The sequence below is a fragment of the Desulfamplus magnetovallimortis genome (assembly GCF_900170035.1).
GTDB classification, from domain to species: domain Bacteria; phylum Desulfobacterota; class Desulfobacteria; order Desulfobacterales; family Desulfobacteraceae; genus Desulfamplus; species Desulfamplus magnetovallimortis.
The window spans coordinates 26,585-42,302 of the sequence record NZ_LT828560.1 but is presented as its reverse complement, the minus strand read 5'-3'; the positions used below and the strand labels follow the sequence as shown (position 1 = coordinate 42,302).

The following is a 15,718-nucleotide window of genomic DNA, read 5'->3' as shown; positions in this document are numbered from 1 at the left end:
AATCTTGGCATTTTTCATATAACTTTAAGAAGCACTATTTAAGATAATGGTTATGCTTATGGGAGCTGTTTTTAAAAAGTTTTTTCCCAACTCTATTCTTTTTAAAATTCATTCCGGAAAATCAGGGTTTACGCTTATTGAGATCATGGTGGTGATGATTCTTCTTGCCATTGCCTCTTCTCTGGTTCTTATGAATGTGGGACACTCCGGCAGGATGAAGCAGAGCCGGCTTTTTGCGGAAAAACTTGTCAAGTTATGTAAAACAGCACGCATAGAGGCCACGAACCGCTCTTTTCCGGTATGCATGACCATTTTGCCGGATGATAGGGAGTGCAGGGTGCTTAGCATGAATGAAATAACCTCCGGTAATGGTATGAATTTCGCTTCTAATGGAAACAGTGGAGAAGAAAGCAGAGAGTATCGAGGAGATGGCAGTGATATGGACAATGATGCTTTTCCTATGCTGTCGGATAATCATTTTGCATCAATACCTGAAACAGTTGAGATAAAGGGCGAAAATATAAGATCAAGTGATGAAGGTATATATTATATATGTTTCTATCCGGACGGCAGTTCAAGCGGTGGCCTTGTAACGGTGGTTGTTGAGGATCAATTTGAGTTTACCTTTCAGGTTGATATGCTCACCGGAATCATAAGGACGGTTGAGGCTGACTAAGAAATTACAATGCAAAATGAAAACGCATATACTCTGATAGAGGTAACAGTTGCTTTGGTGATTATTGGTATCTCAATTACCGCTGTAACAGGGGCATTGTCATCTGCAAAATCCCTTTCAGCAAGGGCAGACCATGCTGTGGAAGCAATACGTGTTCTTAAAAATATTGTAAATAATCCAGGGCTTATGGTTGAAATTGCAGAAGAGAAAAGTTTTGAAGGCAACCTTGAAAGTGAGACTGGCTGGATATGCCGTGCTGAATCTGTGCCGCTTGTTGTAAACAGCTCTGATATGCTTTTAACAGGTTCAGAAGAGGATACTGATGGCGAGGAGATTGAGGTGGAAGGGATGCTGAGTGTCACAATATGTGTTGTTAATCTTCAGGAGTCTGCCGGAAAAGAGTATTGCATCCACAGATGGGTAAGGGAACCATGAAAAATAAACTTCCATTGGTGTCTTCAATTTCCGCCTCCAGCTATGAGAGTCAAATCTCTTTTTACGGTAAACGGACATTGCAGGATAACTCCTCTAAACGTTTGATGAGAGAGAGTTCCGGTAAACGCCTGATGAGAGAGAGTTCTGGTAAATGCCTGATGAGAGAGAGTTCTGGCTTTACCCTGATTGAGGTTATCGTTGCCATGGTTTTGGTCTCAATGGTTACTCTTATCATGGCAGTCTCCCTGCGTATAACCATGCAGGCATGGGAAAGAGGTGTGGATGAGGGAGAGAAAACACAGATAAAACTTGTGCTTCCGGCTCTTATGGAACGGCAGTTGCGTTTTCTTGTGACAAGTTTTTCTTTTTCAGGATACCTCTCCGCAGCTTCTGGAGGGGTGAAAGAGTCACTTGAATTTGTCAAAAAAGATAATATCTTCTCATTTTATACGCTCTATTCACCGCAGGGAACACCTTCAGGTGGTTTGATGCGTGTAGTTTATATTTATGACCCTGACGGGAAACGTCTGGAGATATACGAAAATATTATCAGCAGTGTTGAAGATATTGAACAAAGTGATTCTCTTGCAAAAAGCGGTTCTTTAAAGTCAGGTTCGGCAGGCAGTAAAAAAAAATCATCAGGAACCGGCAAAGATCATGAAATGGAAACACTTTCTGTTATTACAGATGTGGAGCGTTTTAATGTATTATTTACTTCACCTCCTGACAGCAGAGAGAGGGGTTTATCACTGTCAGCATCTGCTTCATCTTCTGCTTCAGCCTCAAATGCCTCTTATACATCCGGAAGCAGTGCCTTTGCCAAAATTGATAAGGAGTCATTTCAGGAGACATGGGATGATCCAACGATTGTTCCGGAATTTGTAAAACTTCAGTTTGCCCAGACACAAAAGGATTTGAATAACGATACTTTTTGGCTTTTCAGGACAGGTGGTGAAATACTCTGATGACCTCATGCTGTGATAATAAAACTTTTTTGTGGAAATCCATGTAATGGTTTTATATGTTTTTACCATCCTTGCAAGTGGTGCTTCTTCATTTTTATTAATAAGGAATGCGATAGATGTGTCTTCTGAAAAGTTATTTTTAGAAAGGAGTTTAGAAAGAGGCAGTGTTCTTATTCTTGTTCTATGGATACTTGTTATCATATCCTTTCTTGCAGGCGAATATGTTGCGCATAACAGGCAAAAAGGTTCGATTGTTATTAATGCAATGGGACATTTTGAGCATGAGAATGCTGCTTTTTCAATACTCTCCCTGATTGCATCTGCCAGATATGATATGCTCAAGGCAAGAGCCAATGCAGAGAATCAGAATATTGATGCTTCAGGAACTGATGCAGCAGGCCAGTCAGGGGAAACATCCGGAGAAAGTGGCACCAATAGAGCCGGTGCAGATGGAGTTTCAGGTAATTCTGATTCAAGTGCCTTAAATTCTGATGGAGCAGAAAAAGAGCTTCTATCATGGATGCGATTGATGGTAGGGGAGACAGAGTGTTTTGTAAAAATTGAAAGAGAGTCATCCAGGGTATTTATAGCGCTTGATAGAGAGAATAACATACGAACAGCTTTAAAAAATATCTATGGTGAGGATCGCGAACAAGATGCAGATGCCTTTGCAGATGCCCTTCTTGATTGGGTTGATCCGGATGATCTTGTACGTCTTAATGGTGCTGAAAAAGATTATTATAATGACAGGTATCCTTCCTGTGAGCCAGCCAATGCTCCATTTAAGAGCATGTCAGAACTATTTTTATTAAAGGATTTTAATGAGGGACTTTTCTGGGGGCAATATTCATCAGCGGAGAAAGGGGCAGATGATATTTATGCTCTTTTATCTCTGTTGAAAAGCAGGACAGCAGCCTTGGCAGGTGATGAGACTTCCCTTTTGCCGGAAATCAGCAGTGATGCAGACTATATTGATGAAGGAACCATTTTTGATAAATTTACTGTTTACCCAGGACAGTACACAAGGGTCTCTCTTTTTTTTCCGGAGGATGATAGACTGTATGGTGAGTTCTTTTTTATCACAAGGGAAGGACGAAACTATAAAATTGTTGAACATATGAGCAGGGTTTTCTGGTGACAAAATTTTTTACCTTGGAAAAGGGGCATCTTTCATTTGCCAGTTTACATTTTCATGAATACAATGCCGGTTTTTCTGGCTGATTGAGACAAATGCAATAACTTTTGAAAAAGCAATAAGGTGTCGATTTTGACTCAATAATGAAATGGAGGAAAAATATCATGGCACAGCCTGTAACTCCAACCCCTGTTTTAGTGGGTCAGGATGCTGTAGATTTCGCCAGAAGGATTGAAAATGATCTTAAAAAGCCTGTGCATCTTCTGCCGACACAACTCTTCCTGCTTGATAACAGAACCGGGTGCAGGTTGATAACTGTAGATGCCTACAATGACTCAAAGGTGCTGAAATTTTATCAAAAAAATGATTTTAGTTTGTTCTCTGAGAAGGATAAAAATAAAAAGACCAGAGCAATGTTTTTTGATTTAAAGAGACTCGTGCTCTGAGAACAATTAATATTCCTGTTAATTTCAATTGAGAAAGGAATCAACTGAGACAGGAATCAACAGGGGAAAAAATTTGTTTAAGAAAAAACTGCTGGGGATATACTGCGACAGGGATGCCCTGCATTATGTATCCATGACAAACGGGATATTTGGTGGCTGTTCCCTTAAATCTCCTGCTTCCGGGATTCCGGCTTTTGATCGTCGCAAAGGTAATGGTTACGCTCATCTCAAGGAATTTTTAAAAGAAATTCCCGAGGATAGTTCAAGGGTGATATACCTTGCAATTCCAAGGAGCAGGGTCTTTACAAGGGAAATATCTCTTCCTGCAATGCCGGTTGAGGATGCTCTTCTCTCTGTACAGAATAGTCTTGCCATATATTCACACCTTTCACCTGATGCAATTTACTATGATCTTATTGTAACAGAAGAGGATACCGATACTCTCAATATTTTACTGTTCTACGCATCTAAGGATGAGATGGACAGATATGCAGAGATATTCAGTGAAACAGGTCATGATTCATCCCTGAAGGCAATATTCCCTTTAAGTTACGGTGTTTCATTGGTGCTTGGAGCAGGAGTGCCTGGTGCTGAATCCGGCGGTATGCTTTTTTCCCTTGATCAGGAGTCGATTTTTGAGCTTGTTGTACTGAAAGATGCAAAGATGCGATTCTCAATGTCGCTGTCAGGGGATTCCGAGGAAGAGAAGCAGATTGTAATTTCTACCCTTCAGCAAAGATTTCCATTTTTATCAAAAGATGGCAAAGTTTCTCCTGTTTTGTCAAAAGATAGTAGTTCTTCTCCTGTTTTGTCAAAAGGTAGTTCCTTTCCTACTTTATCACAAGATAGTAGTTCTTCGCCTGTTTTGCTCAAAGATGCTAGTTCACCTTCAGTTTTATCAAAAGATAGTAACTCCTCTCCCGAAACTGTTACCATTATTAAACCTGTTGATGCTTCAGATGCCTTCAGGGCCTCTGCTGAAAATCACAGAAAGTTCAAGAAATTTCCCCCATTTGAGTTAAATCGTGCATCAGCCGCACTTGCTCACCATTTTCTTGGTGTACAGCAGATCTCTCTGGATGACCAGCCGGTTAAAATCAGGGTTTTTAATCCAATTTACTATATTTTGCCGATTATATGCATTATTGCAGTTTCACTATATTTTGTGTCAGTTAAAATGGATACAAAACTTGAAGTGGCAAGGGCAAATCTTGCTGAGACAAGAGAGCAGGTAACGCGCCTTGAAGGTGAGCTTGCTCCATTGCAGGAGCAGATTGACACATTAAAGAAGGCATCAAAATTCAAGACTGATGTTGAACAGTTCATGCAGAGCCGTCCGGCGCTTTATACAGCCATTAATGAGATTGCAGAGCTTGTACCTGAAGGAACTTGGTTTTCAAATCTTACATTTAATGGCAATAGCTTGATTTTGAGAGGACGAGGGGAGGATGCCTTAAAAATTGTTGAGCTTTTGCGCTCTTCTGATATTTTCAGCGATGTTATGCTGAAGGGTTCTGTTAACAGAAGAAATACAGGAGATGAACACTTTACAGTAAGTCTTGAGCTTAAACAGAATTTACTTAGAGAGCAAGGAGATACTTTATGAAAAACCGAAGAAACCGCCAGTGGTTTATGGGGGGGCTTCTTGCACTGCTTGTTATTATTGTATGGTGGGTATATCTATTTGATCCGGTGGTTCTTGAGATTGAACAGGCAGAGGATGAATATGCCATTCAGCTTAATAAAAAGATGAAGGTCAAGGAGAAGATCCGTGAGCTTGAAAAGCTTCATGCTGAGAATATGATTCAGGACAATGAGGTTGAGAATTTTGCTGAACTCATGGTATCTGGTGAAAATCTTGAGGAGATTAATGCCGTAGTTCAGCAAAAAATTCAAAATGTCACAGGAGAAAATAACATATCTTTGCAAAAATATCAGGTTTTGCGCAGTACAAAATGGCAGGATTATGATATGGGGGTTCTTGAGTTTACTGTTAAGACAGATCATAAGGGTATTGCTACTTTGTTGAAGTTCCTTGAGGATTTCAGGCAGCTTGTCAGAATCGGAAGGGTCAGTATAAATTACAGAAAAAGCAGGGAAGATAACCTCAACATGACATTCAGGGTTGAAACTCTTTTTGTTGATAAAGATTGATGGTCGCGTAAAAAATCCACAACACCAAAATGGCAAAAAAAGAAAATTAGATAGTTACATTTTGTGTGTGTCGTCTCCATTTTTGTCTGTAGTTGTCATATTGCCTTGAGTCTCAATAAATGTTGTGCTAAATTAATTTTATGAACAATGAGCATATAGAAGGTTTTGAATTAATATCCGAAATATCAGTAATTGAAACTATTGCTGTAAATTTATCAATACGAGAACGAGATAGATTAAAAAGCCAATTTGGAAATTTTCGCTGGAAAAAGTTAAAAGGTGTTGCTCATGTTCGATTTCCAAATGGAAAAATTTATAAAGCAGAAATACACTGGTATGAAGCTCATGGGGTTGGACGTCGAAAGATGAAGATTAAGCATGTTTTGGAGTAATGATAAATTGAAATTTGCTATTTGTATAACAAGTGAAGGATATAATGATCTGGAAAACAGGAAAATATACCGTATTGTTCCGGACGAGAAGGCGTTGTTGGCTGGTTGCCTTCGTGTAATTGATGAATCGGGTGAAGATTATCTTTATCCGACCGATAGTTTTCTTATTGTAGAGTTTTCAGATGAAATAGAGACAAAGCTGTTAAAGTCAATAGTGGCTGAAGCAGCATAGGCATGAAAAGATACACTCCAGTACCCGGTAAGGGAGAGGGGACAGGTTTATAATGCCTGTCCCTTTTTCTTTTTACTTAACGCAGGATTTGAACTTCATTTAGGTAAAAATTGTGTATGTGCTGTTTCAGGGAGAAATTTATGATTTTTGACTCAACTATTTATTACAACATCAGAAGATTTAAAAATATATTTTTGTGTACTTCTGGAACACTCTTTTCGCGTGCGCCTGGAACACTGTTGTTGAGTGCCCATGTAACGTTATTGCTGTTTGCAGCACTCTTTCTCTTTTCCGGATGCTCCCTTCATATGTCTGACTCAAAAATGGCGCTGAACAAAAAACCGCAGCTCAAGGTTTCCCATGGTATGGTTGAAGAGTTTGCAGCATATAAAAGCGAAGTGGGTACTCCTGTTGATGAGTCAGAGAGTCAAAATGTCCCTGGGAATGATGTTGATGTTGCTGAGGGTGACAAGAAAAAAACACCGCCTTCAAACCCGTTTGAAAGTTTTATCAAGGCCCATAAGGCAAAGGCCATTGACAGGTCAAAGAGTAATACATCACTCAGCAAAGATGACAGTTCATTAAAATCATTGATTAAGCCTGAAGAGCAGGAAAAATCACTGTTTGACTCTGAAGATCATGAAGAGTCACTTGTCACACCTGAAAGTTCCAATCAATCATTGACAAAAAGTCCCAACCAATCGTTGACAAAGAGTCCCGACCAATCATTGACAAAAAATTCCGATCAATCATTGATAAAAACGGTAAATGAAGAAAATAGCTCTAAAACAGCGAGTGTTGATGATGCAGAAAATGGTGCAAGAATCTCTAAAACCGCTGATATTGGTGATGCAGTCAGCAAGACAGAGAACTCAGAAACCGTAAAAGTGGAGCTTGCCTTTGATAATGCCGATCTTTTTGAGGTACTGGATGCAACGCTTTTTGAGCTTTTTAAAGTCAACTACATCATTGATCCCCATGTAAAGGCAAAGCTTACTTTTCATTTTTCCGGTGATTACACAAAGGTTGAGTTTATAGAGTTATTGAATGAAATCCTGCAGTTGAGCAATCTTTCAATAACCCGTGGGCCCGGGGATATCTATAAGGTGGTGCGGAAAAGCGAAAGTGCATCTTTAAGTTCAGAACCTCTTTTCCAGGATGATCTTCCCGATGCATCAGGGGATATCTCCCGCCTTATTAAACTTAAGTACCTTGATGCATCGGCGGTTGCCAAAAATATCAGACACTTTACAACCAAGGGGAGCCAGATCTCCACAGATACTGTTAACAACAGTGTGGTTGTAACAGATACCCGTGAAAATATAGAAAAGGTTCTAACTGTCATATCGCTTATGGATATTCCATATTTCACGGATATTGCATGGAGAATATTTCCGGTAAAGGAGGCTGAAGCAAAGGATCTTGTATCTGATATTACAAAGATCATCAGAAGCTCAGGTCTTTACTATCGACCAGGTGCTGTTAGGGGGGGATATCAGATACTTGCAATTGACAGCATGAATGCCATTCTTCTTGTCACCCGCTGGCCTGAGATGCTTGATCTTGTTGAAAAGTGGGTTGCAGCAATGGATCACATGGGCGGAGATGCAGGAGGTGGAACCGGTGTTTTTATCTATTTTGTTGAGAATGGCACAGCAGCAGAGCTATCTGAGATTTTAAAGCAGCTCTACGGGGGCAAGAAATCATCCTCTGACAACAAAACACAGATTGTAAAGCCTGTTGCACCTGCTCCCAGGGATAAGCCAGATGAAAAAAAAGCTTCAGACCAGAACGAGGAGCCAGAGCTTCCGGAGCTTCCTGAACTTCCTGGCTCAAGTGGTTCAGGAGATATTTCCGGTGAAATTGAGATCATAGCAGATGAGACCAACAATGCCATTGTATTCAAGGCATCCCAGCGAGACTACAAGATTATAAAATCTGTACTCAAGGAGCTTGATGTTGTTCCAAGGCAAGTACTTATAAATGTTGTAATTGCAGAAGTTACTCTTTCCGACAATATTGAGTATGGTGTTCAGTGGTTGATGAACAACACTATTGGCGATTATGAAGCACAGGGAAGCTGGGACGGAAGTGAGTCATCAAGGGCTTTTAACCAGACCCTTGGCAGTAATTCAAATTTTACATATGGCATATACAGCACCGCAGATATTCTTGCAGGCTCTGCCGACGCACTAAAGGCTCTTATTACAGCTCTTGATGAGGATTCAGAACTAAATGTCCTCTCTTCTCCCAATATCATGGCTGTTGACAACAAAGAGGCATATATAGAGGTTGGACAAGATGTCCCTACAGTTACAGGAACTGTTACTGATTCAAATGGCGGGGTAACCAATACTGTTCAGTATCAGAAGACTGGTATAATACTGAAGGTGACTCCTCACATAAACTCCAGCGGGCTTGTAAAGATGGAGCTTTCCCAGGAGGTGAGCAGTGCAGGAAGTACAACAGGAGCCGGAGGAAATTACTCCATAAATACAAGAAAGGCTGAAACATCACTTGTTGTAAGTGATGGCCAGACAATTATTCTTGGTGGCTTGATGGAGAGAACAACCGACAGCAGAGATTCAGGTATTCCTTTTTTAAAGGATATCCCTTTTATTGGAAGTTTATTTAAATCATATCAAAGCAAAACTACAAAAACAGAGCTAATATTCCTTTTAACTCCCCATGTTGTGGATTCCCGAAGTGATGCTGACAGGGTGACCAGGGAGTTTTCAGGAAAAATAAAGGATATCAGGGAATTCATTGGAACAGGGCAGTGACACAGAGCATAGAAGGGGATTGAGCAGAAATTTTCATGGCCAAAAAGCTCTGCTTCAACAAGGCAGGGTGTTGGCATGCCTGCTCTTTTTGCTGTCTGTTTTTTGTCACTCAAAAACTGTGTCAGGCGATGAGCTTCCTGTGGCTGTATTGATATCCCGTGAAATAAAGCCATTTATTGAGATGGTTGAAGGTTTTGAAAACAGCCTAAAACGTTCTGTTGTAAGGATCTTTCTGGACAGGGAAAAGAACCCGTTCAGCCACGATCTTCTTTATAAGGGGACGGATCCCAGCAACTATTCCGTTGTTGTTGCGGTGGGTCCGGAAGCTCTTTCATATCTTGTGGAGAAAAATTTTTCCGGCATGGCAAAGAGTGCTTCCTCTGAAAAACCATCGACTGCAAAACCATCTTCTTCAACAATATCCTCTGCAACTTTGTCCAGTGGAACAGAAGAGCCTGATAACCCTGAATCAGTGGATGCAGCATATAACTCTTCTAAAATACTCTATTCTATGGTACTCAATCCGGAAAAAATTATTCCTGACAACGTCTCCCTTTGCGGTATATCACTTGACCCCTTTACTGCAAAACCCCTTTCTGAGATTCCCCGGATACTTCCCTTTGTGAAAAAAATCGGCATTCTGTTTGACCCTGAAAACAACAGCCAGTGGTTTGACAATGCAGTTGCAGGCCAGTTGTTCAGCAATATTGAAATTATTCCCATGCACATCCAGAAGCAGTCTGATATCATAGAGCTCTACCAGCAGGGGTTTTATGGTGTTGATGCCCTTTTATTTATACCTGATCAGACAGTTACATCTCCAACTATTATCCGCCATGTTATAAAGCAGTCCATTGCACGAAAAATACCTGTTATTGGATATAACAGTTTTTTTGATAAATCTGGAGCTGCATTGAGTTTTGTTATTGACTATGAAGGTACAGGAGAGCAGATGGCTGTTATGGTTGAGGGGGTGCTTCGGGGGGAATCATGTATGACCTCAGCGCCTCCTTACAGTATAATGTTGAATGAAAAGGTTCTTGAACTATTTGGCAAAAAACCTGTCATTCATAAGGATTGAGCCTTTATCACTCAAAATCGACATCTTATTGCTTTTTTCTCAAAATCGACACCTTATTGCTTTTTGAGCAGTTATTGAATTTGTCTGAATCAGGATAACCAGGATGAAAAGGATGCTCAGGATAAATAATCCTGCCTTATCTTGATAATCTTGGGAATCCTGATTCAGACAGTGTTGACAAGGCTTACAAGATCACAGGTGTCGACTTTGAGTTTATACTTGGGGGTGATTGATAGGCAATCATGCCCGTTTAGTAAGAGAGTTTTATGCTCGGATTTATCAAAGAAAAGTGGGATGCCCTAAGGCCAGACTCAATTAAAAGCCAGTTATCCGGAATTGCTGTTCTTTTTATCATAGGCACATCAATCACCATGGGATGTGTGGGGCTGTGGCTCACACACAAATTTGTAAGAGAGCGTTTTCACGATAACTTTGTGGTTCTCTCCCAGTATCTTGCAAGAAATGCAGAACTTGGCGTGCTCCTTAAAAATCCCGATATGCTGGAAAGTCTTACCTCCAACCTTGTTCAGCAGGATGATATTTTAAGGGTTGTGATAAGGGACGATACAGGAGCAGTTCTGACCGAGACCTCAAGACAATCAGGTGAAGATCATAAAAATGATGATAAAACAGGGTCATCTGAAGTAAAAATTGAACTTCCCGTGCTTCAGATACAGCCCGATGCAGGGGAGATGACCCTTTATGCCATGACCTTTCCCAAGGAGGTCATAGGTTCAGTTGAACTCTATTATACCACATCAGGACTAAATGAACTTACACAGGATATGACCCTTTTTTTTATTGTGATATCCTTTATGCTCTCCCTTATGTCTGTTCTCTGGTACTGGTTTTTTGCAGGAAGCATTACATCACCGCTTATGGATCTTGTGGCTGTATCCCGACGTGTTTCAAAGGGAGACTTTGATGTAAGGGCAAAGGGAGGGGATCTTCAGGAGACGCGTACCCTTGCAAGGGGCTTTAATGAGATGCTGGATGCTGTAAAAAAACATCAGCAGGAGATGGAGAAGGTTCACATTGAGATGGCAAAACAGAAGAGCCTTGCCGAGATCGGCAAATTCTCCATGATGGTGGCCCATGAGTTGAAAAACCCGATATCCATTATAAAGGGAAGCATTGATATTTTCAAAAAAAAGGGTATTGATGAAAAGACAAAGCAGTCAATGATTGTCTATGTTGATGAGGAGGTACAGAGACTCAACCGCCTTGTTGAAGAGTTTCTTCTCTTTTCAAAGCCCAAAAATCCTTCCCTTTACCCGGTTTCAATGGCAATGTTTCTTGAAGATGCTGTTGAGAGGTTCAGGTTTACAGTTCCGGAAAAAAATATTAAACTCTCTTTAAGTGATGAAGAAGCCCAGGTTGAATGTGATATTGTCCTGATGGAGAGGGTGCTTCTAAATATCCTTAAAAATGCGGTTGAAAATTCAGGTGACAGTTGCGCAAAAAAAAGGGAGGAAAATGCTGCCGGTCAACTGAAAGGGGATTTTTCCGATATCGAGGTGCAGGGTTTCTCAGAAGGGGTATATTATATAATAAAGGTTCTGGACAGCGGGCCGGGAATTGATGAAGATATCATTGAAGATATTTTTAATCCCTTTTTTACAACAAGAGCAAAGGGAACAGGTCTGGGGCTTGCCATTGTCCGTGATATAGTAGCTGTTCATAACGGAACAGTCATGGTTGAAAACAGACCTTCGGGAGGAGCTTGTTTTTCCATAAAAATGGTTAAACATTCAATTCCGTCATTTTTGACAGGGTAGAAAATTTTATTCAGGAAGAGTAACATCTTATGGCGAAAATACTGGTTGTTGACGATGAAGAGCGTATTCGACAAATCCTTAAGCTTATGCTTATGTCCCTGGGGCACGATATAGATGAGGCATTTGACGGCAGGGATGCATTTGAAAAGCTTGAGAAGGACTATTTTGATCTTGTAATTTCAGATATCCGCATGGACAGACTTGATGGAAGAGGACTCTTAAAAAAGATAAAAGAGGAGGATATTCCATGTCCTGTGGTATTTATAACTGCCTTTGCATCAACGGAATCTGTTGTTGAAGCCCTGCGCCTTGGAGCGGTTGACTATCTTGTAAAACCCTTTGATGAAAAGCATGTTGAGGTTGCAGTGGAGCGTGCCCTTGGCGTTGGCAGGCTGTTAAGTGAAAACAGGCAACTGAAACTTGCCATACAAAATGGTACAAATGATCACTTTATTTTTGCATCATCAGCCATGAAGTCGGTTGAAGAGATGTCACTTAAGGTTGCTCAAAGTGATGCCACAGTGCTAATAACAGGGGAGTCAGGCACCGGAAAAGAGGTGATTGCCCGCCTTATCCACAGGGCAAGCTCCAGAGCATCTAACCGCTTTGTTGCTGTCAACTGTGCAGCCATAACAGAAACACTTGTTGAAGCTGAGCTTTTTGGTCATGAAAAAGGTTCTTTTACCGGTGCCAACGCAAGAAAAGAGGGAAAATTTGAGTATGCTGACGGTGGTACCCTTTTTCTTGATGAAGTAGGGGAACTGCCCCTGAATTCCCAGGCAAAGCTTTTAAGGGCCATACAGGAGAGAAAGTTTCAAAGAGTTGGCGGAAATCAGGAAATTCCTGTAAATACCCGTATTATCTGTGCAACCAATCAGGATCTCGGGCGCATGGCTTCAGAGAAGAAATTTCGTCAGGATCTCTACTACAGACTTGCGGTTTTTCCCATACATGTTCCGCCTTTAAGGGAGCGAAAGGAGGATATTCTTCCATTGACCCGTTTTTTTGTGGAAAAATTTGCAAATATAAATGATGTTACCTCTGATGCCATTACCAAGGGGGCATTGAAAAAGCTTTCTGAATATTCATGGCCCGGAAATGTAAGGGAGCTTGCCAATGTAATGGAGAGGGTCATGATATTAAAGGCAGGCGCTCTTCCCATGACATCAGATGATTTAAGATTCATATCAGTAGGGCAGGATCGGCAGGATCTTCAGGATGATCTCTTTTCAATCCCCCCCACAGGTATTGACTACGACGAGATCCAGAGAAATATCGTACAGCAGGCAATGGATATGACAGCGGGTAATCAAAGCAGTGCCGCAAGGCTTTTAGGACTCTCCAGGGCACGTTTCAGAACTCTGCTTAAACTGCTTGAGGATGCTTGAAATTTTGAAATATATTAAATTTTTGTCCACAACTATTCTTGGTTTTATACATTCGTCATCTGCTTTGATTTTGCTTTGCATTATCTTTACGGCAACGGTGATCTGTTGGGATACAGTATCCTTTGCAGAGTCGTCAGATGGCACAATGCTTATGTTTGTGGGCGAAGAGATTGATGTTGTTACAGTGGCCTCAAGAACCCCAGAATCCCCCTCCACTGCACCTGCTGTGGTACGGGTTATTGACAGAAGCGAGATACTTAAATATGGCTACGCTACACTGGCACAACTTCTCTCAGCAGAGCCTGGCTTTTACATATCAAGCCAGGGTTCAGGGTCTCTTCCATATCTTCGTGGCATTGCAAATGGAGTTTTAATCCTTTATGACGGTGTCCCCATTCCCACAAGCGGAAACAGAAGTTATTATCCCCTTGACTATGAACTGAGCCTCAACAGTGTCAGGCAGGTTGAGATAATAAGAGGCCCTGGTTCTGTTCTGTGGGGACCTGATGCCTTTGCCGGTATTGTCAATATTGTTCCCATGAAAGCCGCGGATCTTGACAATGAAAATGGCGGTGAACTTGAGTTTGCCGCAGGCTCGGAAAATACCCTTAAAGGATTTGCCGCAAAGGGTTTTAAAAAAGATAACTGGGATGCCTTTATCTCCTTGTATGCTGCCCAGAATCGTTTCAACAGTGATTCATTTTTTGATCTCATCTACTCAGAAGAAGATGACAGATGGAATATAGCTGATGCAACTATTGATGATTCAAGATATTACGAGATGACCTTTAATCTCAATTACAGGGACTCATTTTCCTTTTCAGGCAGGTTTTCCGACTTTAAAAGACCCTATACCCTTAATACATTCTATGAGACAGGCTCCATTGACTGGCCAAGCGAGAAAAAGGCTCCTGTAAATTTTTTCAAAATCAACTGGTCAAAAACATCAGGTCGTTCCCACTGGAACCTGACAGGGTATTATGAAGATGTATCATACAGCCATATTAACGCAGAATCATTAGTTGAAGAAAAGGCAGACATCTTTTATGGAGAGCTTCTTTGGGACAGAAGGCTTTTTGAAAAAGGGCTTATGACAACAGGAATATCCTTCAGGGAAAACAGGGTTGATGGAGCACTTTTAAGTGGCGGATTTATTCCTGAACTGCTTCTCGATACAGGAGGATTCAAACAGCCATCTCCGATTCAGAAGGATTACAGAAACACATTAAAATCAATATTTGCGCAGTACCGTCATCCATTTGCATGGGGCGAGTTCTGGTCAGGCTTCAGGCTTGATGACAACTCAATGTATGATGATTATGCCACAAGCTATACAATGGGGTTGAATGTTCCTGTTAATAATTTGTGGCGGATCAAAACTGTTTTTGGAACAGGTTACAGGACTCCGTACTCCCTTCAGTTAAAGGAAGAGACCCCACTTACAAGGGATCACATTGCCACTTTAAATATTGAAGCAGAAAGAAGCTCCGGCAGGGGAGACTCTTTTTCTGCAACTCTTTTTTGTACAAGGGTTTCTGACAATGTTCAGACAGATCCTTATGGATGGGGGGTATCAGAGCCTTCTGATCATGATTATGCTGGCGTTGAACTCAATTACAGAAAAAAGATAAATGAAAAAATTGAAGGTTATGTTTCCATTTCCAGAGTTTTTTTTTCAGGGGATGATTACAGCTTTAAAGTGTTAAGGCAATCATGGCTCAGGCCCGATGGTACAACCGTTGACGATTACGATGAATGGACAGAATCCTATGATCCAGGTGCAGATGCAGTTGTAAGTTCAGGAGTTGTATGGAGTCCATATTCGTTTTTTAACTTCTCATTGAATGCCTCATGGGCATCTGCGGTTCCATATTCGTATGGTGAGAACACAATAACAGGTGAATACAAAAATCCTTTAATGGTGAACAGCGAGATGAAATTTCCGGAGCTGTTTAAAAACAACCTTATTTTGACAGTTGGGTGCAGGAACATGCTTGACGGAGATTTTCAGTACCCGGGCATTTATGGCCCTGTAGATGGAGAGCCTTTGGTGATTTATGGGGTTGTTAAATATTCATTCTGATTGTCTGGCATATAAATTGCTTTAATAATATTAGTTTTTGATTGGCAATTTGTCTGCTCAAAATCGACATCTTATTGCTTTTTCAGAAGTTATTGCAGTTGTCTGAACCAGGATAACCAGGATGGATAGGATGCTCAGGATAGATAATCCTGCCTTATCTTGTTAATCTT

The 15,718-nt window shown here is 41.0% G+C and carries 14 protein-coding genes; all 14 read left to right on the top strand.

The genetic code is table 11. The features are described from left to right. The first annotated feature begins 46 nt into the window (after window positions 1-46). The 14 genes from MTBBW1_RS23635 (at window position 47) to MTBBW1_RS23570 (ending at window position 15,548) form a co-directional block, all read left to right on the top strand. Window positions 47-676 (top strand): pilus assembly FimT family protein, encoded by a 630-nt coding sequence (locus tag MTBBW1_RS23635; protein WP_080808254.1) that lies wholly within the window; start codon window positions 47-49, stop codon window positions 674-676. A 9-nt stretch (window positions 677-685) separates the two neighbouring features. Then, on the top strand, window positions 686-1,111 hold the full coding sequence (locus tag MTBBW1_RS23630) for a type II secretion system protein (protein WP_080808251.1): 426 nt from the start codon (window positions 686-688) through the stop codon (window positions 1,109-1,111). Beyond that, complete coding sequence (locus MTBBW1_RS23625) at window positions 1,108-2,076, top strand: PulJ/GspJ family protein (protein ID WP_186441674.1); 969 nt, start codon at window positions 1,108-1,110, stop codon at window positions 2,074-2,076. The genes MTBBW1_RS23630 and MTBBW1_RS23625 overlap by 4 nt, the downstream gene beginning before the upstream one ends. Before the next feature lie 46 nt (window positions 2,077-2,122). Then, window positions 2,123-3,214 carry a type II secretion system protein GspK gene (locus tag MTBBW1_RS23620; protein ID WP_080808242.1) on the top strand — a complete coding sequence of 364 codons (1,092 nt, stop codon included), beginning with the start codon at window positions 2,123-2,125 and terminating at the stop codon, window positions 3,212-3,214. A 161-nt stretch (window positions 3,215-3,375) separates the two neighbouring features. Then, window positions 3,376-3,657 carry an ATP-binding protein gene (locus MTBBW1_RS23615; RefSeq protein WP_080808239.1) on the top strand — a complete coding sequence of 94 codons (282 nt, stop codon included), beginning with the start codon at window positions 3,376-3,378 and terminating at the stop codon, window positions 3,655-3,657. 73 nt (window positions 3,658-3,730) lie between these two features. Beyond that, a complete protein-coding gene (locus MTBBW1_RS23610) occupies window positions 3,731-5,263 on the top strand; it encodes a PilN domain-containing protein (protein ID WP_080808236.1) in 1,533 nt (510 codons plus the stop codon). Continuing rightward, window positions 5,260-5,811 carry a hypothetical protein gene (locus MTBBW1_RS23605; RefSeq protein WP_080808233.1) on the top strand — a complete coding sequence of 184 codons (552 nt, stop codon included), beginning with the start codon at window positions 5,260-5,262 and terminating at the stop codon, window positions 5,809-5,811. The genes MTBBW1_RS23610 and MTBBW1_RS23605 overlap by 4 nt, the downstream gene beginning before the upstream one ends. 140 nt (window positions 5,812-5,951) lie before the next feature. Beyond that, entirely contained in the window at window positions 5,952-6,203 is a 252-nt protein-coding gene (locus MTBBW1_RS23600; RefSeq protein WP_080808231.1) for a hypothetical protein, read from the top strand. A gap of 7 nt (window positions 6,204-6,210) precedes the next feature. Continuing rightward, window positions 6,211-6,435 (top strand): hypothetical protein, encoded by a 225-nt coding sequence (locus MTBBW1_RS23595; protein WP_222424152.1) that lies wholly within the window; start codon window positions 6,211-6,213, stop codon window positions 6,433-6,435. A 140-nt stretch (window positions 6,436-6,575) separates the two neighbouring features. Then, a complete protein-coding gene (gspD, locus tag MTBBW1_RS23590; protein ID WP_186441673.1) occupies window positions 6,576-9,218 on the top strand; it encodes a type II secretion system secretin GspD in 2,643 nt (880 codons plus the stop codon). Further along, the gene (locus tag MTBBW1_RS23585; protein ID WP_080808222.1) at window positions 9,202-10,299 is read left to right on the top strand and encodes an ABC transporter substrate-binding protein; all 1,098 of its coding nucleotides are present in this window, start codon (window positions 9,202-9,204) and stop codon (window positions 10,297-10,299) included. Before gspD ends, MTBBW1_RS23585 begins: the two co-directional genes overlap by 17 nt. 266 nt (window positions 10,300-10,565) lie before the next feature. Further along, the gene (locus MTBBW1_RS23580; RefSeq protein ID WP_080808219.1) at window positions 10,566-12,077 is read left to right on the top strand and encodes a sensor histidine kinase; all 1,512 of its coding nucleotides are present in this window, start codon (window positions 10,566-10,568) and stop codon (window positions 12,075-12,077) included. Window positions 12,078-12,106: 29 nt separating this feature from the next. Beyond that, window positions 12,107-13,465: a sigma-54-dependent transcriptional regulator gene (locus MTBBW1_RS23575; RefSeq protein ID WP_080808217.1), complete on the top strand. Its 1,359-nt coding sequence runs from the start codon at window positions 12,107-12,109 to the stop codon at window positions 13,463-13,465. A gap of 4 nt (window positions 13,466-13,469) precedes the next feature. Then, window positions 13,470-15,548 (top strand): TonB-dependent receptor plug domain-containing protein, encoded by a 2,079-nt coding sequence (locus tag MTBBW1_RS23570; RefSeq protein ID WP_186441672.1) that lies wholly within the window; start codon window positions 13,470-13,472, stop codon window positions 15,546-15,548. Window positions 15,549-15,718 lie beyond the last annotated feature (170 nt).

Bases quoted from the DNA above. Each gene is read 5' to 3' on its own strand.
- MTBBW1_RS23635 (WP_080808254.1), top strand. From the start codon at position 47: ATGGTTATGCTTATGGGAGCTGTTTTTAAAAAGTTTTTTCCCAACTCT.
- MTBBW1_RS23630 (WP_080808251.1), top strand. From the start codon at position 686: ATGCAAAATGAAAACGCATATACTCTGATAGAGGTAACAGTTGCTTTG.
- MTBBW1_RS23625 (WP_186441674.1), top strand. From the start codon at position 1,108: ATGAAAAATAAACTTCCATTGGTGTCTTCAATTTCCGCCTCCAGCTAT.
- MTBBW1_RS23620 (WP_080808242.1), top strand. From the start codon at position 2,123: ATGGTTTTATATGTTTTTACCATCCTTGCAAGTGGTGCTTCTTCATTT.
- MTBBW1_RS23615 (WP_080808239.1), top strand. From the start codon at position 3,376: ATGGCACAGCCTGTAACTCCAACCCCTGTTTTAGTGGGTCAGGATGCT.
- MTBBW1_RS23605 (WP_080808233.1), top strand. From the start codon at position 5,260: ATGAAAAACCGAAGAAACCGCCAGTGGTTTATGGGGGGGCTTCTTGCA.
- MTBBW1_RS23600 (WP_080808231.1), top strand. From the start codon at position 5,952: ATGAACAATGAGCATATAGAAGGTTTTGAATTAATATCCGAAATATCA.
- gspD (WP_186441673.1), top strand. From the start codon at position 6,576: ATGATTTTTGACTCAACTATTTATTACAACATCAGAAGATTTAAAAAT.
- MTBBW1_RS23580 (WP_080808219.1), top strand. From the start codon at position 10,566: ATGCTCGGATTTATCAAAGAAAAGTGGGATGCCCTAAGGCCAGACTCA.
- MTBBW1_RS23575 (WP_080808217.1), top strand. From the start codon at position 12,107: ATGGCGAAAATACTGGTTGTTGACGATGAAGAGCGTATTCGACAAATC.